At 41.8% G+C, this 21,772-nt stretch carries 17 protein-coding genes and 3 pseudogenes; 7 read left to right on the top strand and 13 right to left on the bottom strand.

What is annotated here, in order from left to right; all coding sequences use genetic code 11:
* Positions 1-86 precede the first annotated feature (86 nt).
* Positions 87-1,712 (bottom strand): hypothetical protein, encoded by a 1,626-nt coding sequence (locus MZ182_RS13225; protein ID WP_126491567.1) that lies wholly within the window; start codon positions 1,710-1,712, stop codon positions 87-89.
* 4 nt (positions 1,713-1,716) lie between these two features.
* Positions 1,717-2,196 (bottom strand): hypothetical protein, encoded by a 480-nt coding sequence (locus MZ182_RS13220; protein ID WP_126491568.1) that lies wholly within the window; start codon positions 2,194-2,196, stop codon positions 1,717-1,719.
* A gap of 1,082 nt (positions 2,197-3,278) precedes the next feature.
* Here MZ182_RS13220 and MZ182_RS13215 point away from each other — a divergent pair.
* Together MZ182_RS13215 and MZ182_RS13210 are read left to right on the top strand one after the other, a co-directional pair.
* Complete coding sequence (locus tag MZ182_RS13215; protein ID WP_126491569.1) at positions 3,279-3,584, top strand: helix-turn-helix domain-containing protein; 306 nt, start codon at positions 3,279-3,281, stop codon at positions 3,582-3,584.
* The gene (locus tag MZ182_RS13210; RefSeq protein ID WP_248067176.1) at positions 3,581-4,675 is read left to right on the top strand and encodes a type II toxin-antitoxin system HipA family toxin; all 1,095 of its coding nucleotides are present in this window, start codon (positions 3,581-3,583) and stop codon (positions 4,673-4,675) included. The genes MZ182_RS13215 and MZ182_RS13210 overlap by 4 nt, the downstream gene beginning before the upstream one ends.
* 182 nt (positions 4,676-4,857) lie before the next feature.
* Here the strand turns inward: MZ182_RS13210 and MZ182_RS13205 are convergent, their stop codons facing one another.
* Positions 4,858-5,886 (bottom strand): IS110-like element ISSba8 family transposase, encoded by a 1,029-nt coding sequence (locus MZ182_RS13205; protein WP_248114724.1) that lies wholly within the window; start codon positions 5,884-5,886, stop codon positions 4,858-4,860.
* Positions 5,887-6,225: 339 nt separating this feature from the next.
* On the opposite strand from MZ182_RS13205, the gene MZ182_RS13200 reads away from it, so the two are divergent.
* Positions 6,226-7,947 (top strand): potassium/proton antiporter, encoded by a 1,722-nt coding sequence (locus tag MZ182_RS13200; protein WP_248069826.1) that lies wholly within the window; start codon positions 6,226-6,228, stop codon positions 7,945-7,947.
* Between the two features lie 162 nt (positions 7,948-8,109).
* Here MZ182_RS13200 and MZ182_RS13195 read toward each other — a convergent pair whose 3' ends face one another.
* Entirely contained in the window at positions 8,110-8,223 is a 114-nt protein-coding gene (locus MZ182_RS13195; protein ID WP_195742670.1) for an L-lactate permease, read from the bottom strand.
* A 309-nt stretch (positions 8,224-8,532) separates the two neighbouring features.
* Between MZ182_RS13195 and MZ182_RS13190 the strand changes: the two genes are divergently transcribed.
* The 4 genes and pseudogenes from MZ182_RS13190 to MZ182_RS13175 all read left to right on the top strand — a co-directional run bounded on the left by MZ182_RS13190 (position 8,533) and on the right by MZ182_RS13175 (position 9,706).
* Positions 8,533-8,859, top strand: coding sequence for a helix-turn-helix domain-containing protein (locus tag MZ182_RS13190; RefSeq protein WP_014610910.1), 327 nt, complete (start codon positions 8,533-8,535; stop codon positions 8,857-8,859).
* A pseudogene (locus MZ182_RS13185) lies at positions 8,852-9,067 on the top strand (type II toxin-antitoxin system HipA family toxin); the annotation flags it as partial. The gene MZ182_RS13190 and the pseudogene MZ182_RS13185, both read left to right, overlap by 8 nt.
* A 104-nt stretch (positions 9,068-9,171) precedes the next feature.
* Positions 9,172-9,414 carry a type II toxin-antitoxin system ParD family antitoxin gene (locus MZ182_RS13180; protein WP_014610908.1) on the top strand — a complete coding sequence of 81 codons (243 nt, stop codon included), beginning with the start codon at positions 9,172-9,174 and terminating at the stop codon, positions 9,412-9,414.
* Positions 9,407-9,706, top strand: coding sequence for a type II toxin-antitoxin system RelE/ParE family toxin (locus MZ182_RS13175; protein ID WP_248069829.1), 300 nt, complete (start codon positions 9,407-9,409; stop codon positions 9,704-9,706). The genes MZ182_RS13180 and MZ182_RS13175 overlap by 8 nt, the downstream gene beginning before the upstream one ends.
* 165 nt (positions 9,707-9,871) lie before the next feature.
* Here MZ182_RS13175 and MZ182_RS13170 read toward each other — a convergent pair whose 3' ends face one another.
* The 9 genes and pseudogenes from MZ182_RS13170 to slyA all read right to left on the bottom strand — a co-directional run bounded on the left by MZ182_RS13170 (position 9,872) and on the right by slyA (position 21,554).
* The gene (locus tag MZ182_RS13170; RefSeq protein ID WP_248069830.1) at positions 9,872-10,306 is read right to left on the bottom strand and encodes a hypothetical protein; all 435 of its coding nucleotides are present in this window, start codon (positions 10,304-10,306) and stop codon (positions 9,872-9,874) included.
* The gene (locus tag MZ182_RS13165) at positions 10,303-12,168 is read right to left on the bottom strand and encodes a site-specific integrase (RefSeq protein WP_248069832.1); all 1,866 of its coding nucleotides are present in this window, start codon (positions 12,166-12,168) and stop codon (positions 10,303-10,305) included. The genes MZ182_RS13170 and MZ182_RS13165 overlap by 4 nt, the downstream gene beginning before the upstream one ends.
* A complete protein-coding gene (locus tag MZ182_RS13160; RefSeq protein WP_248069835.1) occupies positions 12,161-13,906 on the bottom strand; it encodes a hypothetical protein in 1,746 nt (581 codons plus the stop codon). Before MZ182_RS13160 ends, MZ182_RS13165 begins: the two co-directional genes overlap by 8 nt.
* A gap of 2 nt (positions 13,907-13,908) precedes the next feature.
* Positions 13,909-15,129, bottom strand: a complete 1,221-nt coding sequence (locus tag MZ182_RS13155; protein ID WP_248088756.1) for an integrase — start codon at positions 15,127-15,129, stop codon at positions 13,909-13,911.
* A gap of 510 nt (positions 15,130-15,639) precedes the next feature.
* Positions 15,640-18,881, bottom strand: a pseudogene (locus MZ182_RS13150) (type I restriction endonuclease subunit R).
* 2 nt (positions 18,882-18,883) lie between these two features.
* The gene (locus MZ182_RS13145; RefSeq protein ID WP_248088758.1) at positions 18,884-19,483 is read right to left on the bottom strand and encodes an ATP-binding domain-containing protein; all 600 of its coding nucleotides are present in this window, start codon (positions 19,481-19,483) and stop codon (positions 18,884-18,886) included.
* A 14-nt stretch (positions 19,484-19,497) separates the two neighbouring features.
* A pseudogene (locus MZ182_RS13140) lies at positions 19,498-20,667 on the bottom strand (IS66-like element ISVch7 family transposase); the annotation flags it as partial.
* Positions 20,668-20,687: 20 nt separating this feature from the next.
* The gene (locus tag MZ182_RS21460) at positions 20,688-20,954 is read right to left on the bottom strand and encodes a DUF6444 domain-containing protein (protein ID WP_000162675.1); all 267 of its coding nucleotides are present in this window, start codon (positions 20,952-20,954) and stop codon (positions 20,688-20,690) included.
* Positions 20,955-21,080: 126 nt separating this feature from the next.
* Positions 21,081-21,554, bottom strand: coding sequence for a transcriptional regulator SlyA (slyA, locus tag MZ182_RS13135; protein ID WP_025008382.1), 474 nt, complete (start codon positions 21,552-21,554; stop codon positions 21,081-21,083).
* Positions 21,555-21,772 lie beyond the last annotated feature (218 nt).

Raw genomic sequence — 21,772 nt, 5'->3', positions numbered from 1 at the left:
ATTTGAGATCATCCTTTGTTGCGCAATGTTTGCTGTTGCGACAAAAATAATCACATATGTCTCGCGAAATGTGGTCGATATTAAAACTAAACATATTTGATCTCTTTTAAATTAAAGCGCACAGGAAGTGTGTTTAAAAACGCACTCGTCTGTCTTATGCTGGCAGGAAATAAGTGGTCACTGCCTAAATGTTCGCCGTACGAAGAGTGGCCCATGAGTCGATCGATTTGGTGATTCGTTAATTTGACAGGGGTAATACAAGTCAACGCACATTGGCAGAACCGGTGACGCAACATGTAAGGTTCTTTGTTTGGCATTCTTGCATGCATAAAAATTTTAACTGATTGTGCACTTAATGCAGTGGGGTTACCGTTGTGGTCGAGCAGATACCAAAGTAGCTCTGAGTGAACGGCCTTTGGTAGACGCGATATCAATGCTTGCTGAAGGACTAAATAGTGCTCAATTTGTTGCTTGAAGTAATCACCAAGAAAGAGTGGACGTAATCGCCCTTTGTCCTTTATGCAAACCTGTTGATTGTTAAAGCTACGTCGTTTCTCGATGGAGATCGCATGATGAGGGCGAGCGCCAGACAGTAGAATGAACAGTAAGGCGAGATGATTTGTGCAGAGGTTGTAGTAGTCAATGTGGGTTGCGAGTGTCGCACTTTGAGTTGGCTTCGCGGTGAGGATTTCTTCTTCCAAACGTTTGAACCCGTCTGCAACCACATGTTCTTCGATCATTCGTATACTGCCTACCGTGATTTCTTCGTTAATGCCAATTTCACGAACGTCGTCATAGCTCGTATGATGGTATTCATGCCTAATTGACTGACTCTTGAGTGCATCAGGAATATTATTTGTGTCAATGACATTGAGCAGGTGAACTTTACTTTTATAGCGCTGACTTCTTGGCGCGTTATTATTTTTAATAGAGCGAAAAAAGATCAGCAACTCACCCCAACCGAGTGTGTTTGCCTGTTTAACGAGACGGCTTAAAAAACGCTCCTGTGCTTGAAATATTTGAGCTCGGATCTGACCACTGTCTAGCCATTGATAAGCACTTGCACTTTCATGATGCAACTTATCAACAGGCAAAAGCACATTTTTAGTAATGTTCCGTAAATAATTATCAATGAGTACACAATGAGTAAAATACTTGAAAAAGCTCTGTTTCACTGCAGAAGGGAAGCCTTTGACCCTCTCTGGTTTTGACCATTTGCTGTTTATTAGCTCAAATAAGTTATTCTTATCTTTTTGGGTTAACCAAGGGGTGCCATATGACATCTTTGACAAAAAAGGGTTGAAAATATGATGCAGGCTTGGCGGGATGGGCTGCCACCGATAGATCTGCTCATCACTTTTGGTATGGTAAAACTGTGCATATTCTGTCCATGATCGATTTCCATATTTCACATTACGAAAAGTATGTGCTTTACATTCAGCCTCTGCGGTGACCTTGATACAATCAGGAATAAAATCACTTTCAACTTGAGCTTCTCCATTAACCTTGCCTCCAATAACATCAAGCTGATGTGTCAACCATAGATATAAGAACACAATAAACAGTTTTTCCTGATTGTCGTATTTCGTACTGCTGCTTTTAAGTTGATGGCATAATTTGACTAATGTTGTGATGATTTTGATTGGATCAGGCATCACTCCGCCGGAGTTTTGGCTACGATTTTGTTTTGCTAATGAAGTTTTTTTAGTCATAGTGTTAAATCCTTATCGCGCTGGGAGACAGTTGTGCGAAATGGGCCAGTTGCTTTTTAGATAAAATGGGTATGTCAGCTTGTTTTGCGGCGTTAATTCGGTGGCAGAGTAGATTCGGGAGTTGTTTAAAGTCGATATATAACACCGACGGTTTGAGTACATTTAAGGTGCTAATGATGTGACTAACCTGTTTTGGATCTTTGAAGTTTACGAGCGTCACTTCGAATTTATTGAAAAGCGGGTGCAGCCTTAAGTGATGTAAAAAGGGCATTGGCATAAGTAATAATGAGTCCCCATTCTCATCTTGAAAAACGGGTACAGGGGTTGTATCTAACAAAATTTGAATATCTCCATAAGATAGGGTTGTGTAGTCTGGGGGCGCAGGTAACTTTCTCTTCTCATTCACTAACAACGACGTAAGCAGTGGGTGTTGATGTAATGTGAGTGAGTTGAGAGGTACTTTTTTAACTTTTTGATATTTCACTCTGAAATTCCTTTGCAATTAAACTCTGTTTTATTTTTTAGTTCGTTTCTGAAGCCTATTTATTTACTGAATATGACTTACTTGGAATCACGCTAAAAAATGTTTGAGGTCTTTTTTAAGCACTTGATGTGTCATATTTGTGCTCATGAAGTAATAATACATTTCAACTTTTCATCTTCTGTCTGGTTCAGCGTCTATTTTGGACGCTGAACCAGAAATCGACTTTAAGTCATTGAATTTAATGTGTTTATTTTTAGGTTTTTTGTGAGGCAGATCACATTTTTGGCAGGCGTAGTCTAAAGTACTGAACTTAAATATCGGTAAAAGTAGTTAAAGTATCGATTTTTTCGGTCTTATCGCAGTGTTTAGCACCTGCAGTGGAAGTCATGATGTTCAAAGTGGTTGTTTTACGAAGTTGAAAGTGACCCTAGGAATCAACTTTCATTTTACTCTACAGTTTCATCTGGCTGATTCAATCTTTTGAGTCTTTCAATTGTTGTGGCACTCATGCTGTTTTACATCATTATCTATGATGAACTCGATAAGATTAGGTCGTTGTGAATGGTATATAAGTGTCCATAACACAGATTTAATGAAGTTAGCTCTGTTTCAGGTGGCGTTTGGAACATTTAAACGATTATTTTCGTTTTTTGGCTTTGTGAGGAGTTGAGTAGCAAAGTGTCCATAACACAGATTTAATGAAGTTTGCCCCGTTTCAGGTGTCATTTGGGACGCTGAAACAATTATTTTTCATTTTTTAGAGGTCATGAACAGTGTAAAAGGTGCACCTAACACTTTAAAAACTAGATTGCAGAAGCCCATTGATCGACACGAAGTGCGTCGGTGGGTAGTTCACCTCAATTTGTGTATTTAAAAGGACATTTAAATAACAAACAATAATCGTAAAACGCTGCTAAAAAGGTGACAAGATTAATGACTTGGCACGTGACGTAACCATTAACGTGTGTGGTAAATGACGCCAATCTGTTATCTGTCCTGCATCGCCGCATTCACTTTTGGGTGGGACTAAATTCCTATTATCTTTTTTAAAATGAGAATTTAGTACTATTCTGGGTGATTTTATGGCAAGGCGAGACTTACACAGCGTGCTGTTTCCAAAGCAGCTCAAAATTCTCACTCTCTTTGGCGAAGATTTGTTGCTTGCGTTGAAGCGACGGGGATTGACAAAAAAAATGCTCTGCGAGCGAACCGGGTTTGACCATAAAACGGTGAACAAGGTATTTGCTGGTGATCCTGGTGTTGCGATTGGTACTTATTTGAAAATTATGGCCGTGATGGGCATGGAGAGCAACTTCTCTGAAATGGCAGCGCATGACGAATTAGGTATCAAACTCCAAAACATCAAACTTCTGGAAGGTTCAAAATGAGCAGAGAACGGGTAGAGGTGTATGCTGACTGGCATCCCATCGAAAAGCCGTTATTAATAGGTCAATTGGCCTATAGTGATCTAAGTCGAGGCGGTGTATTTAGCTTTGCTTATGACAAAGCCTTTTTAACATCACCTTATTGTTTGCAAATTGACCCTTTGCTTACCCTGCATACTGGTGAGTTATATAATGATGAAGCCAATAAAAACTTTCGCGCTTTTTTAGATTCATCGCCAGATCGTTGGGGACGTATTCTTATGCAGAGAAGGGCGGCTATCGAATATCGTAAAGGTATTAGACCTAGTAATCGTGTAACGGAGCTTGATTATTTACTTGGTGTACATGATGCCTACCGCATGGGGGGGATCCGCTTTAAAAAAGTGGGCTCTCATCATTTTTTGGATAACAACGACGATTTCGCAGCGCCTCCCATGGCATCGTTGCGTGAGTTAGAGCATGCTGCTATTCAAATTGAGAAAGACGACAATATAGACAGTGACGAATATTATCACTGGCTGAGAATGCTAATTTCTCCCGGTTCCTCTTTGGGTGGTGCAAGGCCAAAAGCCTGCGTCACAGACGAGAAAACCCATCTGTGGATTGCTAAATTTCCAAATATTAATGACACCTTTGATGTTGGTGCGTGGGAGATGGTGTGCTACGAACTTGCATTAGCGGCCGGCATTGAGGTTTCTCCTAGTGAGATCCGAAAACTTTCAACGAAGCACCATGCCTTTTTGACTAAACGTTTTGATCGGATTGGTGACAAACGTCTGCATTTTTCATCAGCAATGACTCAACTCCAGTATTATGATGGTGAACATTCAAACGGAGCTAGCTATCTTGAAATAGCAGAGTTTCTTTCCAATCAGGGCTCGCAAACGAAAAGAGATCTTGCCCAATTATGGCGACGAATAGTATTTAATATTGCGGTGTCTAATACAGATGATCACCTTCGTAATCATGGTTTTCTATTAACCGGCAAGGGTTGGAAGTTATCACCTGCTTACGATTTAAACCCCATAGTGGGTAAAAAAGGCCTTCACTTGAACATATATGGACGCCTCAGCTTTTACAACACTTTTGAATGATTGGTTCACTACCATATATTCGGCGTCTTAATAGGCATTTTACCCGCGCCATGATGTAAATCCGAAACCTATTACCTTATCACTACATCGGCATTTAATGCCTTGGTCAAGTCAGGCTCTAATAGGTACGGTTGACCGTTTATTCATCAGTGCATGTAAACTTTTAGGTGATACTTAACGTCTTACGCAAACGCTTTATTAACGTCAAAATTATCGTTACTCGTGAGGATCCGCCATCCTATACGCGCTATTTTATTAGCCAATGCGACAACGGCTTTGTGTCGACCTTGCCTTAACGCAAGCGCATTAAACCATCGTCCAAGTCTATCATCACGTTTGCTCGCAAATCGGCCAACGGCTCTGGCGCCGTGTATGAGTAAAACACGTAGTTCTGAGCTGCCATTTTTCGTGATCGATCCTAGTCGAACTTTTCCACCAGAACTCGATTGCGATGGCACTAAGCCACACCATGCAGATAATTGCCGGCCATTTTTAAATTGATGACCCGAACCTAATTCACTCATAAAGCTTGCTGTGACTAATGGTCCAAAGCCAGGGATCGACAGCAATGCATTGTAGCGAGGTTGGATTTGACATAGCGCTTTAATGTCGCGCTCGATTTGATTAATTCTCTCATTTAAAACACATAAATCTTCATATAAAAGTTTTAACAGGTAATGAAGCGTATGAGACAGTTCATGCTCATTATTTGCTAAAATACGGCTAAGTGACGCTTGTAATTGCAACCTGCCGACAGAGAAGATCACACCAGACTCGCTCGCTAGGCTTCGAATTTGATTGACCATGGCGGTTCGATTTTGAACGAGACGACTACGTACACAACGTAATGCTTTAATGTCTTGTTGCTCAACAGTTTTAACTGGAACCATGTGGATATTAGGTCTGAAAACCGCTTCGCATATAGCGAGGGCATCGTTGGCATCATTCTTTTGGTTTGCAACAAATGGCTTAACATGTTGAGCAGGAATCAATTGCACTTGATAACCAAGAGCTTGAAATTGTCTTCCCCAGTAATGCGCCGTACCACAGGCCTCCATAGCAATAAGGCTACCTTCGGGGAATTGTCTAATTTTATCGAGCAGCTTGTTTCTGTTAACCTTTTTGTTACTCATGACAGAGTTATCCATAAGACAAACACAAACTTGAAAAACATTTTTGGCTAAATCGATACCAATAACTTTAATATCCATGATGGAAACCTCCAGAACTATTTGTCAGCTTTAAGCTTGGCATAATACTGCAAGCTTAGGTGCTGAGGCGTCCATCACATCACTACACTATCGAAGAATTGGAAAATCTATCAAGAAAACTGGATAGAGTAAAACAAATATCTAGCAATGTGGGTTATCGAAATCCCTGTTCTAACAGGGCTAAAATCTGATATTGTTTTACTTCGCCACTTGTTTATTTCATCGTGAACTCTGTTTTATTTGGTGAGATAAAGCGTACCGCCTTCAGCAATTGGTTTCTTCTACTGCTCATACTCACGCAGTTATTATCTGTATTCTAGATTAAAGAGAACGCTATTTATGTTTGTGATTGACCAAATTATTCTGCTGGCCTCAATTTTGATTATCCTTGGTATTTTATCCAGTAAATTATCTGCTAGATTAGGGTTACCCGTCCTAGTGCTGTTTCTTATGGTTGGAATGCTCGCTGGTGAAGATGGTCCTGGAGGCATTGTTTTTGACAATGCACAAATAGCCCATGCCCTTGGCTCTTTAGCTTTAGCTATTATTTTGTTTGATGGTGGTTTACAAACACCTATCGCCTCTATTAAACAAGTATGGAAGCCCGCCTCAGTGTTGGCTACTTTTGGCGTATTGATTACTGCTATCATCACTGGTGTCGCAGCGGCCTATATTCTGGATGTATCACTACTTTATGGCTTGCTAATTGGTGCCATTGTTGGTTCCACTGACGCTGCGGCTGTATTTTCATTACTGCGTAATGCAGGTATTCATATCAATCCACGATTAAAATCTACGCTGGAAATTGAAAGTGCGACAAACGATCCTATGGCTATTTTCCTGACAGTGGGTTTGCTGGAAGTTATGGTTAAAGGGCTTGAGCCGGGGACTGGATTATTGATGTTATTTATCCAGCAAATGGGTGTAGGCTCTGCTGTTGGTTTGACTATTGGCTGGTTATCGGTACGTATTATTAACCGTATTCATCTGACGACTTCTGGTTTATATCCTGTGATGGTCGCTGCTTTAGGGTTGCTAGCCTTTGGTATCGCTGCAAATCTGGGAGGCAGTGGCTTTTTAGCCGTTTTTATCGCAGGCGTAGTAATAGGTAATAGTCGTTTTGTATTTCAGCGCAGTACCTTTTTATTTCATGATGGTTTGGCTTGGCTGGGTCAAATAATTATGTTTGTATTTTTAGGCTTGTTAATTAATCCTTCTAGTTTGCTTGGTATTTGGAAAGAAGGGTTAATTATTGCAGTAGTGCTAACCTTAGTGGCACGACCTTTGTCAGTGCTTCCTGTACTTAAACTTTTTGGCTTCAACATACAAGAAATGACCCTAGTCTCTTGGGTAGGTTTACGCGGCTCAGTACCTATTATTTTGGCTATATACCCACTTATTTATGGTTTGCCCGGCGCAAATCTTATTTTTAGTGTGGTATTTTTCGTGGTATTGATTTCAGCGACTATACAGGGCTCTACTTTACCCTGGGTTGCACGTACTTTAGGGCTAACTGAATCGCCACCGTCAACACCCGCTGCGACACTAGAAATTACAGCTTTAGGTAATGTGGATGCTGACATTGTTGAGTATCAACTGGGCGAGAACTCACGAGTTTCAGATCGTCGTTTATCACAAATAGCTTTACCTGATGGTACTGTCGTAGCAATGATTACTAGAGGTAATAGTGTTATCCCTCCACGAGGTTCAACTTTCCTATATGCAGGTGACCATTTATTTATTGTGATGAAACCTGAAGTTCGAGATTTTGTTGATATTGTATGTTCTGGCATTACTGAAACAAACTATCAAACATTACCTCAAGCGGAATTACGTTTGAAAGGTTATACAAAAGTAGAAGATTTATATCACTCATATGGTATTGAACTCTCTGCGGATAATCGTTTGTCGTTAGATGCGTTGCTACGTCAGAGCTTCGCTAATGAACCGATCTTAGGCGCTGAAAAAGATTATGGTAAAGTCAGGTTATATGTTCGTGAAATGGTAGGAGCGAGAATTGCGACTGTAGGTATAGTGCCAACCTCAACCTCTCAAGATTAATCTACTAGCTAACACCCTAAGTTATATCGTTTTCGCCATTTTTCTCTAGTAGGTTACCTCACTGGTCAAGCATAATAAAATCATCTTTCAAATAGAATGCCGAGAAATAGTACTCGGCATTCTATATCGTGACATATTGATTTAATTATTGATTAAAAAAGACTAATGTCCAAGGGACTTATATGCTTGGAGTATTGTGAGCACTCCAATAAAAGTACAGAAAAATAGACTATGCTTTAGAGTAAAGCGGAAGAGGTCAGACTCTTTACCTGCCAAGCCTGTTGCTCCCCGCGTGTCTCAGAACCATGCTTCAACGGGTGATGGTGTGGTCCTGATGAAGCGGGATCGCACCGAGCGAATGTGACTAAAGACTCGATCCTTAAAAACGAGGTATTTTGTAAGCTATTCTAATACTGTCCATTGGCCACCTGTTTACAGCAAGTGAGCGCGTTATGTTTTATCTATAATAATATATCGCTATACCTTTGTTGATGTGCAATAACTAATCGATCTTGTGTTCTTTTGGTTAGAGTGATATGTTTTTATATATAATTTTTATTTAGTGATACATTAAGACATATTGAAATGAACTATGTAACAGAGCAGATATTAGGGAGCCTTCGAGACGCTCGGATACGTAAGGGGTTTAGCCAAAGAGAGCTGAGCGCTCGTTCGGGTGTACCGCAAAGCCATATATCGAAAATTGAGTCTGGTGACGTTGATTTAAGAATGTCCAGTTTGATCGCACTTGCCCGCGTACTCGACCTAGAGTTATTTGTCGCACCTAGAAAGACTGTTCCTGCAATTAAGTCGATCATTCGAAGTAGTAACGCGACTCATAATAACGGTCTTAGTGATGAAAGTGAGCCAATGTCGCCAGCATACCAGTTAGAGGAAGACGACGATGACTAATAATGTCTCTACGTTAAACGTTTTGCTCTATGGTGAACCCATCGCAACGATCACTAATGTGGGTAATGACAGAACGCTATTTGCCTTTATGGATTCATACATTAATGATGGTTCACGGCCCGTGTTAGGGCTTGGTTTTAAAGATCCGCTAGGTGGCTTACTGACCAATTTCAAACCTACCCAAACCAAGTTAACCCCGTTTTTCTCTTTTTGTGCCTTTGCCTAGACGCTTACTCATTAACATTACTTTGATTTGGTATCTAACATCATATATTATTGCTGTGTTAACTATTCACACAAATAGGTGGAAACATGTCACGGACAACCAGTGTTACTATCGGATCACAGTTAGATGAATTTGTCAGTCAGCTTATTTCGTCAGGTCGCTATGGCTCGACAAGCGAAGTTGTTCGTTCTGCCTTACGACTATTAGAAAGACAAGAAAACCAGACGATAGCTTTGAAAATGGCGATTGAAGCTGGTGAGCAAAGTGGTGAATGCGCATTATCACTTCATGACATCGCTGCAATGGTGAAACAAAAGCACAATGTATAAACTTTCCAACCTTGCTGCCGAAGACTTTAAGCGAATTTTTGAATACACCCTATTGAACTTTGGTGTTAAGCAAGCGGATGACTATACGGTAAGTATGCATAATGCTTTGTTGGCAATCACTGAGCAGCCTCTAATGGGGCATGAGTGTCCAGAAATTGCTAAAGAACTTCGACGTCATAATCATCATAAACATGCGATTTTCTATAAAAAACAGACTTATGGGATCTACATCCTCCGCATCCTTCATCAACAAATGGAACCATTACGGTATTTTTATCCAGATACTGAGTGACTTCTCACCGCCCGATAGGAGTATACAGTAAACACCTCTAACTAAACCACTTAGAAAAATGATTAGAAAACCCTTGTCTACATTGACGTAGCGAGGGTTTTTCTAACTTTAATTCTAAAAAAGCACATGATCCCAGTTTTTATCCGTACAAAAGGAATATCAGTTCTAACTTTTTCCGTTTCTGTTTTTATTCATATCGAACACATTACGTGGATTAGCCTTACTTAATTCTCGATGTAAATCCCAAGTCAGTTGAGCAATGGTGTCGGCATAACTCTTTTCTGCTTCTTTGAGTCGATTAACCTCGTTTAACGCATCTTGCTTTAACTGTTCTTGTTTTTTTGCCATTTCCTGAGATTTCTTTAAGCGACTCTTTAATGTCTCTAGTGTCGCACTGCTAGATTTACCTTTCACTGGCTGTTTTGCCGCTTCAAGCTTTGCTTGGTTAATCATTTCCATGACATCTTCATGATGCCTTACAAGGCCATTTGAAACACCTGCACGCTTTTCTACTGAAAAAGGACTAACTTTCTTCCCTTCTGATACAAGCTCGTTGAGTGCTTTAATTAGTTTTGATTTTTTACTGTTAGCTCTTGTCATAACATCACCACCTCAAATCGCTTAAAGTCTATATTGTGATCCCTCATAACCTTTTCGGCAGCCCTTACGTCAGAAAGCTCTCGTGCCAATGTATGTTTGTTTATCAGACCGCTTTCCATCATCATATTCAAATTCTTGGAAAGATGTCGGTGTCGGGCGCTCCACCGCAAGGCTTCTTGGTCATTAATGTTCAGATTTGAGCAATCGTTTGCTACACAACCCGCAGGTTCAAAAATGTGATTCATCTCGCAGGATTCACCCGCAAAGCATCGTCCATAGCCCGTAGTTGTGTTTCCAGCTTTGGTGTCACTCGCTAACGTCTCGAATTGCTCTGAGGTTAATACCTTTGGCTTATCATGGAAGAGTTCTTTAGTGAAGCCTCCACTTTGCCTATCTGGGCTTTCTACAACATCCCTAAGATAACTTTTATGGTAATCAAGCTCACTGGCTTGTATCTCCTTTTTAAGCTTCTTATCGTGCTGTATGCCTAGTAGAGACAATATATCACCGCGCTCTGCGTAGATCGCGGTCATCGCAATCGTGATGTGCTTAAATTGCTGCTTCAATGCTCCAAGTGACACCACTCCATGACCAACGCAAAAGTGGGCAAATGATCTGCGAAGTGAATGTGTGGAGAATCGCCAATAAACACTTCCATCCTCCCTGTTAACTCTTGGGTCGATTCTCTTGTTCACACGAGGGTTCAGCAGTTCGTAAGATTCATCCATTGTTTCAGCTATATAACTGATATTTAGGTGTTCAGAGTGTTTCTTAAATATATTTTTAAGCTCATTTTTAGTTATCTGAAGGCAACCTTTTTGCGAGGTAATTTTATCGCCTGTACCAAAATAGAAGCTAGGCCGTTGTTTGATGTTTGTCGCATCATCACGATCTTTTGACCAAAGGTGAGTTAGAACGTCCAAAGCTTTTTCACATATTGGCGCACATGCCCAGATATCCTCCCGCTTAATACCTTGTTCCAACTTGATGGTCTTCAGACTTAAAGCTGACATTGTAATCCCGTCGATTTCAATGGTGTAAAAAGAGTTGTATTCGACGCTCACCAACTCACTGACGCGCATTCCTGCGAACGCGGATAGCGCCATAAAGCATGAACCTTCTACCTCTTTAAAATGACTAACAGCTTTTTTTTCTGTCATGTCATTTTTAACTGCGTATGATCGGACATCGTTAAGGTTTACTAACTGAATATGGGCAGTCTCAACATCATTGATGAGTTTAGATAAAAGTTGTTGATAGATTTCTGGAACGACAACAGGATAATTACCAGCACCAGAAGACGCCAACTCTTTGGCTAGCTTGTTCTGCTCAAAGGAGGGTAAAAACAACTTATCATTGTCCGCCATTAAATCATTAACGCTTTCAATCGCCTTTAATGATCTAAGAGCTGATTTTATTGACCCCTCTGATAGTCCTTGTAACCCTTGCTTCCATATTTCAAATACCATTTCGTTAGACAACTGAGACATTTTTTTGATAGGGGTTCCCGCGAAAACACGTAGGGTTCTCTCGCACTGCTTACATATATCAGAGATAGCTTTAAATGCTCGGAACTTGGAGTCACTGTCAAATAACCCCGTTTGTGTCCAGAGCAAGTGATAGGCTCTCTTTTTAAAGTCATGTAGCAAGTCATGGTTGTGCTTTTTGGTAAAGAACTTTATTTGATATTCAGCTTGGGTATCGCTTCCATCATTTAGCAGAGCGTTAAAGTCCCAAACATCATCTTTAAAACACGAGACAAGCTTACCTTCCTTATCAAGGCTTACAACAGTATCACCTTGAACATTCTCCGAGTAGTAACCGCTTAGAGTGTCATCAAGGCCGTGAGTATAGTTAAACATTCATCCCCCTAAAAATATCATCGATAGAATATTCGTCATTCCAGAGAGGGTGTACTTCACGCTCCAGCCTCTTAATGGCCTGCTTTAATTTCTTCTGATTAAGGCGAGCCTTAAGATCCTTTATCTGGGTTTTAATTTCACCAAAGTTGTTTAAGAAGTGTGCTAGATTTTTGTGATTCTGAAATGATTCGTTGAGCCGCACCTCGAACGACAGCAATTTCCAGATATCAGTTATCTCATCGACTACTCCAAAATTGGCGCACCCAAAGCATTTTACGATATAGCCACAACTCATAAGCTCCTTGTCCTCGGCGGTAAGGAGTTTGTTTTTGTCCAATTCACGTTTGAATTGACGCTTCTGCTCAGTGTCTTTTCCTTGGCATGTGCCACCATTTTTCAGGTGTTCAACTTTTGAATTGGCCTTTAATGATTCGTATTCACCAGGCTCATAAACCTTTATGCCGACTAGCTGTTTGGCTGTGCTGATGGATATAGCGATATCGCCATTATTGTTACGAGCATGTGTTTCTAAAGTCATAACGCCTAGCGATAACTCTTTACGCGCATCTTCTTTATTCGTCTTACTGTAATTGTTCTTCTGGTGAACACCTTCTGAGTGTCTACCTGCGACGATCCCCTTATCATATCCCGCGGCCTCTCTAGTCCTGTATTTAACTGATGACTTTAAGCGCTCACAATTAAGCGCAAAATCCAATCCTTCATCTTTGCATTTAGTTAGCTCTGGATAATTTTTGTAAAGGTAGTTTATGTAGCTTAAAATTCGCTTATTGGTGATCGGGGTTCCATCTAAGTGCAAAAAGAGTCGGTGCTCTTTAACTCCTAGCTGTTCACAAAACTTCCGTGACAAGGGTAAGTAAAGCTCAAGAAACTCCTTACAGTGTTTACGAGGCGTTATTTCGTAAGATAGCTCTTTTCCACCCGCTCGGTTTTTAATGCCTGTTATCGTGAAGCGATTTCCACTCAGTTTTTGGAATTCAACTTCATTATCAACAACCGCGCTTATTAATTCAGACTGGCTCGCAGCCGTGTAATACACCATCATTAAGAAGGCATTGTTGACGATCTTGTTAAAGGTATTTTTCGTTACTTGATCACCTTCGCTAATTAGCTTTTTTGACCACTGCCTTCTGTCTGCGTGTAGTGCGCGAGCAATGGCTTTAAACTCTTTGTCGGTATAGTTGTTAGAGGAAAGACTTTCTGAGTAGCTGGCACTAGGAACTGAGCCTTTTGGTAGTTTTACCTCACCAAGTTTGCCCAACAATATATTAAAATCAAAAGCAGCGGTTCCAAGAGACTTTAGAGATTTTTTAAGACCACTAAGCCCCTTTCCTGTTGCCACAATAGAGTTGTATTCGTCTAATAAATACTTCTTGCAAACGGATGCTGTAATCTCAATGGTGTGTCGCTCAGCAGAATCAACATCAAAATTAAGGTAGGTGTGCTTCAAGAGTCTTTTAACCGTTGCAAAATAATGGCACTTGCTAGCCTCCGACCATCCAGACTGTTCAAAGGTGGTCACGAGCTTTCGGATATATTTATCTTCACACCAATCTTTGAAATCAGCAAAATTGGCTGTTCTTTTTTCATTACCGCCATTGAGCCAGATGAATTTTAAGTTAGGTATCAGTTGAACCGTATTATCAACTTTCAGGTCGTTATCAGAAGGTGTTCTGTTGCGGCGTGTACGAGCTATTATCGGATCATTAGAGGTTTGCATTGTTAGAACTCCATGTCTTGCAGGAAAACGTCATCTAACCCCATCATCACCTGAGCGGAAATGTTTTGTTCTGGGTGTCCTTCCCAGTAAGCTAGATACCTCCATGTAGATTCTATCTGTTTATGCCCTAGCTCAGCCTTTAGAGTTGCTAGCGCTTGTGATTGAGTAATGCCCTCGATACTCAACAGAGCATCCAGTTTTCTGCATCCAAAGGTAGCTCTGTTTTCGTGGAAATTATGATTGAAGTGCGGGTCGGACTCTTCCTGTATTTGCTTTGATAGCTTGTTCCATAGAGCGGTAATAGTTTTTGTTGAAAATACATCCGAGTTCTTTGTCAGTACGGCTGGAACATCATACGATCCCGTTAGCTCACAATACTCGGCAGCACGCTTTTTGTATCTTTGACTGTTATGGTATCGATTGAATAACTTTATTAACCATACAGGCATGGTGATCTCTCTATCAATATCAAACTTCGTCTTACAGTTGTTTGATGGCCCGATCCGAATACCTGTGACCGTATTCCCTTCAAAACCTTTAGGTATCTTAAACAAGCGCTGCTTGATGTCAGAAGCTTCTACAGCTCTTAAACCTGAATTAAGAGCTAAAAGAATGATTAACCTAAACTCAATTGATACCACGCCCCAGTGCTCCGAAACATAGCTCAACTCTCTATCAATTAACGGCCTCAAGCCTTTTTCATTTGTAGGGCTTTTAATAGTACAGTCTGTATAGTTTTTACCATACTTGTTGACGCCTTCGATTAAGAAAGGAAGTTGCTCAATATACCCATGCCGATAACAAAACAAATAAAACTTACGAACAACCGCAAGGTATGACGAAGCGGTTGTTCTGCGGTAACTACCTTCAGCAATCATCTTATTGAGGTGGTTTCTAAATAGGAAAATAGGCTTTCTGTCTAGAACAGAATCTACGTCATCCCACCGAATATTATTTACAGAAAGAAATCGGAAATATATAAGCATTGCTTTTGATGATGGGGCTATATCCTTCAATCCATCAGATAAACGTAGGCTTAATAGAAAAGCATTTGCATGAAACTCAGGTCTATTATCTGAATCGACGAGCAATTTTACTCCTTCGTAATCCTTACTATTAACGACCTTCCTTTGTATCTCACCATGCTCATCAACAAACGTTTGGCTTTTGCCAATGTTTAATGCCTTGCTTGTTTCTATAAGTCTATGCCTCATCAGTTGCACTCGAAATTTCTAACTTATAACAAGCATACTTAAATGCAAGGGTAGTATCAATAATAACTTCTAACTTTTAAGTTGTAGGTAAGTAAAAACTATGTCTATTTGCGTGTGAGTGAGTGAAAACCCTTTACTAGCAATGCCTTTTGTGAATATTTAAAGCGTACATACTATGTATAATGGTATGTACGTTTTTTATCCCTGAAGGCTTAGCAAGGCGATGGCCTCACTGCGTGAAACCATCACCCTGCCAAAAGGGTATTTAAGGGAATGATGGTAAAGTAAAATCATAAAGCCACTCCTGACGCTCGCACAGCTCACTACTCGCTAGGCATTTATGATTTTTCTTGACCATCCGCTGAAACACGTTTCTGGACAGAAATTGCTTAGATCAATAGCTCTAATTTATTCCATTTTGATTACTATTTTTGACCGAAAAAGGCGGCTAGTTGATCTTTAATCAAAGAAAAAGTGCATAGATATTCAAAAGGCAAGGTATCAACCTTGCCTTTATATTTACTTATACCAACCGTCAGCAAGCACTTCTGCTTGTTCAAGAACAAGCTTGATAGCTTCCTCTGCCGCATCCGGTGGGTACTTCCAGCGGCGCAGCAGTCGGCGTACTAGGTTACGCATACGAGCACGGACACTCTCACGCTTCTGCCAGTCAACCGTGGCTGATTTACGAAGTTGGCCTGTTAACTCAATCGCTAAGTTACGCAAAGCATCATCGCCAAGTTCACGTACGGAGGACTCGTTTTCAACCAAAGCGCGGTAGAACGCCATCTCATCCACAGAAAGATTAAGCTTATCGAGTAGCTCCGCATCTTCCTGCATCTCTTTTGCCCACTGGATCAGTTCTTCAATGACCTGAGCGGTTTCGATGCTACGGTTGTGGTACTTGTTCAGCGTCGTCAGAATGCGGTCTGAGTATTTTTTCTCTTGCACCACATCGTTCTTCATCCGTGCTTTGACTTCATCACGCAGAAGCTTCTCAAGCAGCTCAACGGCAAGGTTCTTCTCTTTCATGTTCTTAACGTCTTCTAAGAACTCTTCAGAGAGCAAACCGATATTGGGTTTATCTAAACGAAAATATCATCGACGCCATCGGCGATAACAGCATTGTCGAGGATCTGCTTCAGAGCCGTATTGCGCTCTTCATCCGTACGCTTTTTATCGACGGTAGAGTGCTTCATGAACGCTGCTTTGATCGCAGAGTAAAATGCAATTTCGTTCTTGTAACCACGCGTCTCATCCATGGTGTTACACAACGAATACGCTTTACCTAGTGCAGCCATCACATCAAGGAATCGACGTTTCCCATCGCGAACTTCTTTACCTTTACTATCAGTATGTGACAAACCTGATAGGTGGTTTACCGCACCGGGCAACAAGCGTAAAGCCTCGGTTTCGAAGTCAGGACGATAGTTAAACACCTTGCCATCAACGGGCGTCGCAAACATACCGCGAACGATATCAATTTTTTCCATCAGCACAGAAAAGGCTTCGGCAGTATCAACGGTTGGTTGCCCTTTACCTTGGCTATTGGTGTAGGTTTTAAGTGCGTTTTTCAGCTCATTAGCGATGCCGATATAGTCAACGACCAGACCGCTAGGTTTGTCTTTAAAAACGCGGTTTACGCGTGCGATAGCCTGCATCAGGTTGTGACCTTTCATCGGCTTATCGACATACATGGTATGGCAACACGGCGCATCAAAGCCTGTTAACCACATATCACGTACAATCACCAACTTTAGCTCGTCGCTAGTATCTTTGTATCGGGCTTCAAAGAGCTTCTTGGTTTTCTTATCATGGATGTGTGGCTGCATCTTAGCTTTGTCAGATGCGCTGCCTGTCATGACAATTTTGATAGCGCCTTTAGCGGGATCATCATTGTGCCATTCTGGTTTAATCGCAACAATCGCATTGTAGAGATCGACACAGATTTCACGGCTCATCGCGACAATCATGGCTTTGCCGGGGAACGTTTCGGTACGCGTGGTAAAGTGATTCACCAAGTCCTGAGCAACTTGCTGAATGCGAGGTTCAGCACCGACGAGCTTTTCAAGCGTTGCCCATTGAGATTTGATTTTTTCGCGGCTCGCAGTCTCCTCATCCTCACCGATCTCATCGTCGATTTGGTCATTAAGCTGCTCGATTTCAGTTTGGTTAATATCAAGCTTGGCTAAGCGAGACTCATAGTAGATTGGCACCGTGGCACCATCATCGACCGCATCTTGAATATCATAGATAGAAATATACTCACCAAATACGCCACGGGTATCTTTGTCATCCATGGCAATAGGTGTTCCCGTAAAGCCAATGAAAGATGCATTGGGCAGCGCATCACGCATGTACTTGGAGTAACCATAAACAAACTTTTGTGAGATGACATTGCCGTTAGCGTCTTTGACATCCACTAACTTTGATTTGTTGCCGTACTGGCTGCGGTGCGCTTCATCCGATACCACGACGATGTTGGCACGCGTTGATAGCACTGGGTGCTCTGTTTCTTCTGCAAGTAGGGCAAACTTCTGGATAGTGGTAAAGATGATGCCGCCAGATTGACGAGAGAGCAGCAGTTCACGCAGCTTATCGCGACCGTCCGCTTGCGATGGTACTTGCTTAAGCGTTTCATGCGCCATACCAAAGGTATTAAAAAGCTGACCATCAAGATCATTACGGTCTGTCACCACAACAATCGTTGGGTTGTTCATCGCAGGCTGTTGCAACAGTTTACTGGCGTAGCAAACCATAGAGATACTTTTACCACTACCTTGCGTATGCCAAACCACACCCGCTTTACCACTGCCGGGCTTGATTTTATCTAAGCCTTTTGTCGCTTGAACTTGGTATTGCCCCATGTTTTCAGCAACTAAAGGCAATTCGCCATCGGCTTGTTTCGCACGCACAGTGGCCTCGACTGCCGCTCGCACCGCATGGAACTGGTGGTAACCTGCAATTTTCTTGATGACCGTATCATTGTCAGTTTCGAACAAAACAAAATAACGAATGTAATCAAGCAGTAAATCAGGCTTGAAGAAACCCTTAACCATGGTTTCAAGCTGGTAATCCCAAAGCGGTTTATCATCTTCACCAGAAACAGTTTTCCAAGGTAAAAAACGTTCTTTGTTTGCGGTGAGAGAGCCAACACGCGCCGTCCAACCATCACTCACGACTAAAGATTCATTGAAAACGAACAGATCTGGGATTTCATCTTTGTAGGTTTGAAGCTGGTTGTACGCATGCCAAATGTCTGCGTGTTCGTCGGCTGGGTTTTTCAGCTCGATAACCGCAATGGGCAAACCATTAATGAACACCACCACATCTGGGCGGCGGTTGCCTTTTTTTCCTGTAATGGTGAACTGATTCACCACCAGAAACTCGTTGTTATCTGGATTGGTAAAATCCATTAAGCGAGCATGAATGTGCTTAGCCTTGGTTTCACCGTCTTCATACACAGTGTACTCAACAGGCACACCTTCAATTAGGTACTTGTGGAAAGCGCGGTTGCTTTTAATAAGTACTGGCGTGTCTGGCGTACTGACCGTGTTAACAACCACATCCAAGCTCTCTTGTGGCAACTCAGGGTTTAATACCTCTAAACGTTCAAGCAAGCGCTGTTTCAACACAACTTGGTGGTAATCATCACGCTCTGGTGAATCGCCATCAGGGGCGATGTCGTAGCCATTTTTGTATCGGTAGCCTTGGTCAGTAAACCAATCAAGGCAGAGCTGTTCTAGTTGGTCTTCTGTGATTTTCAAATTAGGCCACCTGCATTCTTCATCATTCCCGAAAAGAAATCAGAGTATGGGCTTGTATCGCTCTTATCTAAAATAACAAGGTTTTCTGCGGCTCTCGTGATGGATGTATAAACTAACTCTGGCGTGTCTTTCTCATCCATTAAATAAAATACCGTCTTGGACTCCAGTCCCTTAAAACTGTGAATGGTGGACGCTTTAATCAAGCCACTATTCGCATAGAAATGATTTTTCTTCATACGACGAGCATGTTCTAAATCTTGCTTTAGCTTTGGGTACTTCTTGATAAACGTATTTAACTCAATCTCAGACATTGACTTAAGTTTCTCAGCATCACAATTGGAGTCATACATTCGCGACAGTTGTGATAATTCATCATACGTTTCAAACATACAATGTGTTTTTTCAACACCATTAAACTTATCAGCCAATCGACGTGCCAAATATACATTCGAAGCCAGTATGACAATATCATTAGGATGTAGGTTATGCTCTCTGACGTAGGTTTGAATCAATTCAAATGCTTCATTCTCCCAATTCTGGTTTACCTGATGGTATTTCAGAAGCTCAAAAGTCATTCCCAATTGGTAAGCGTTCACCAGTAGCATGTTGACTAGGTATTTAGATAAAAACTCGTGTGCTTAAGGTCGAACACATTTGGGTATGGCTGCTGACGAACCACCGCGTTGGCTATTCGTGAAAGCGTATCAAGTGACGATATTTTCCGCTTTTTACACGTTTCGATTAGCGAGTGTAGACGGTCTCGGAACTTATCGCCTGCATCCGAGGTGGTACCGTAGCTGATTTTTCTCTGAATGACGAAGCCGCGCAATCGTCGCTCTGCTTCGTTGTTGGTCAGAGGGATTTTAGGGTTGGTTAAGAACAGCCATAAACTTTGGCTATGCTCTTTAAGCTTTCGACACCGTCCTTGATAGCATTGAATTGGGATTTGGGTTGCCCCTTTTTCCAGCCAATGATTAAAACGACAACGTATGCGATTCAATCGATTTAGGTAGAGAGCGTCATCGATTTGGCTAGATTCCCAGCGGTGCCGAGTTCGAAATACTAATTTGCTCAGCAGTACAAGGCGCTGACCTATTTTTGCGGTGTGCCCTTTGCCTGTGTAATCGGCAATTTGTTGTAGATTGCGAATGACATGCGCCCAACAGAGTTGGTGTCTGTCCGGAGAAAGCCAGTTGTAACCGCTATATTGGTCACTGACCACAATGCCACAATAGTCTGAGTCCAGTACCGTTTTTGCTGAATGCATTGAACGAGAGTAAAGGATTTTTTCATAGACTAAATCCTCGCTTGCCACTAGCCAGCACCAACGCAAACCTTTCTCATCATTTCTAGAGTGCGACGTTTCATCTACATGGACCAGTGGCGCAGATTGTATGTTGGTTTTGATAGCTTGATGCAGTGGTGTCAGCATAGAAGCAATGCAGCTTTGTGCTTCACTTATGGCACCCACTGAGAAAGTAATACCAAACTGCTCTTGCAGTAGTGAGCGTATTTTCCGAACACTGAGATGATATTGACCAGCCAGTATGGCGATTTGGCTCATTAGGTTTGGCCCCATTATCCCTTGAGGGATATCGCTAGGTTTCTGGGCTTTCACGGCCTCTCCACATTGCGCGCATTTACCTGAATAGAGCCGATATTCGGTAATGTCGATACGTGGCGCTGGGATTTCATGAACTTGGTGGCGATAAAATGGTTTGTCACTCATTTTGAGGTCAGCGTCACCGCAGCAAGGGCATGTACTTTCGGGGTAACAATCAACAACCGTATCGGATGCTTTTAGTTCTGAGAGTTGTCGTTTATGCCCTTCGTGACCTTGTTTAGCTCCTCTCGGATGGCGACCACTAGAGCTTTGAGCTTTTTTCGTTCAGCTCGCTCTTTGGGCCCATCGGAGGAAGGAGACTTAGAGGAATTAGCGCTGCTTGTTTGTAGCCTATCTTCATAATGGCGCAACTGTTCCCATAACTCGGATATCAACGCATTCGCTTCGTTAATGTCTGAGGCAATAGGTGGTGAGGATGAGAATTTTGATTTTTTCTTAGTCATGCAGTCAGCATGACCGCTAGGAATGATCACTCAATAGGCAAAATGGGATCCAGTGCTAATGATCACACTTTTTTTGCTGTCAATGCGGTACTGGTGAACGTTTACGATCTGGTGTCATCTTTTTTCTCACAAAATGGTGTCTGTTACCTTGGCTAATTTGGCGCTGGCGTTGTCACTGATCAGGCTAATAATGCGTTCAAATTCGCTGAGCTCGCTGGCACTGATCCCATCGAGTAACTCACGGCGAACTTGAATAATCCGCGCTTCCATTTGCTTTAAAACCTCTAATCCCGCAGGCGTCAAACTCACAATCCTTGCCCGCTTATCTTTGTCACAGCAATGACGCTCGACTAAGCCCTGCTCCTCTAATTGCCCTAAAGTACGCATAAGCGAAGCCAATTCAATCTCTAGCGCATCGGCCAATACTTTTTGACTCAGGTTGTCGCCTAAACGCAGCAGTTTCCATAGGGCAGTCCAGCGTGGATGAGTTAATCCTAAAGGTGCCAATTCAACATCGGCGACAGTGCGCCACAACCGATGTAGACGGCCTAAATGTTCCGCGAGGGATAATTCCTTTAAACGCTCTAATTCTGTTTGCATCATGCTTACCAGTTTACTTAGCCTGCTAAGCATTATACTTAGTTAGCAGGCTAAGTAAATAATTGAGGATAAAAAAGATCTGTGTTCAAGACCACGAAACCAACGTAAAGAAGGAAAAATAACCTAAAAAGGTTCGTCCCCTCTCAAATATTGTCATGTTGTATCTCTATAATATTAAGCAGATAATTTAGATAGATGCGCACATGAACTGGAGGCTG

Source organism: Shewanella sp. JNE2 (genome assembly GCF_023159115.1).
GTDB classification, from domain to species: Bacteria; Pseudomonadota; Gammaproteobacteria; order Enterobacterales; family Shewanellaceae; genus Shewanella; species Shewanella putrefaciens.
The sequence above is the reverse complement of the archived record's forward strand: the minus strand, read 5'-3'. Positions and strand labels throughout refer to the sequence as shown.

What these genes read in the sequence shown, in the direction of transcription:
- MZ182_RS13180 (WP_014610908.1), top strand. Translation starts at nt 9,172, where the DNA reads ATGTCACGGACAACCAGTGTTACTATCGGATCACAGTTAGATGAATTT.
- MZ182_RS13225 (WP_126491567.1), bottom strand. Translation starts at nt 1,712, where the DNA reads ATGACTAAAAAAACTTCATTAGCAAAACAAAATCGTAGCCAAAACTCC.
- MZ182_RS13205 (WP_248114724.1), bottom strand. Translation starts at nt 5,886, where the DNA reads ATGGATATTAAAGTTATTGGTATCGATTTAGCCAAAAATGTTTTTCAA.
- MZ182_RS13170 (WP_248069830.1), bottom strand. Translation starts at nt 10,306, where the DNA reads ATGACAAGAGCTAACAGTAAAAAATCAAAACTAATTAAAGCACTCAAC.
- MZ182_RS13175 (WP_248069829.1), top strand. Translation starts at nt 9,407, where the DNA reads ATGTATAAACTTTCCAACCTTGCTGCCGAAGACTTTAAGCGAATTTTT.
- MZ182_RS13215 (WP_126491569.1), top strand. Translation starts at nt 3,279, where the DNA reads ATGGCAAGGCGAGACTTACACAGCGTGCTGTTTCCAAAGCAGCTCAAA.
- MZ182_RS13190 (WP_014610910.1), top strand. Translation starts at nt 8,533, where the DNA reads ATGAACTATGTAACAGAGCAGATATTAGGGAGCCTTCGAGACGCTCGG.
- MZ182_RS13200 (WP_248069826.1), top strand. Translation starts at nt 6,226, where the DNA reads ATGTTTGTGATTGACCAAATTATTCTGCTGGCCTCAATTTTGATTATC.
- MZ182_RS21460 (WP_000162675.1), bottom strand. Translation starts at nt 20,954, where the DNA reads ATGACTAAGAAAAAATCAAAATTCTCATCCTCACCACCTATTGCCTCA.
- slyA (WP_025008382.1), bottom strand. Translation starts at nt 21,554, where the DNA reads ATGCAAACAGAATTAGAGCGTTTAAAGGAATTATCCCTCGCGGAACAT.
- MZ182_RS13165 (WP_248069832.1), bottom strand. Translation starts at nt 12,168, where the DNA reads ATGTTTAACTATACTCACGGCCTTGATGACACTCTAAGCGGTTACTAC.
- MZ182_RS13160 (WP_248069835.1), bottom strand. Translation starts at nt 13,906, where the DNA reads ATGCAAACCTCTAATGATCCGATAATAGCTCGTACACGCCGCAACAGA.
- MZ182_RS13210 (WP_248067176.1), top strand. Translation starts at nt 3,581, where the DNA reads ATGAGCAGAGAACGGGTAGAGGTGTATGCTGACTGGCATCCCATCGAA.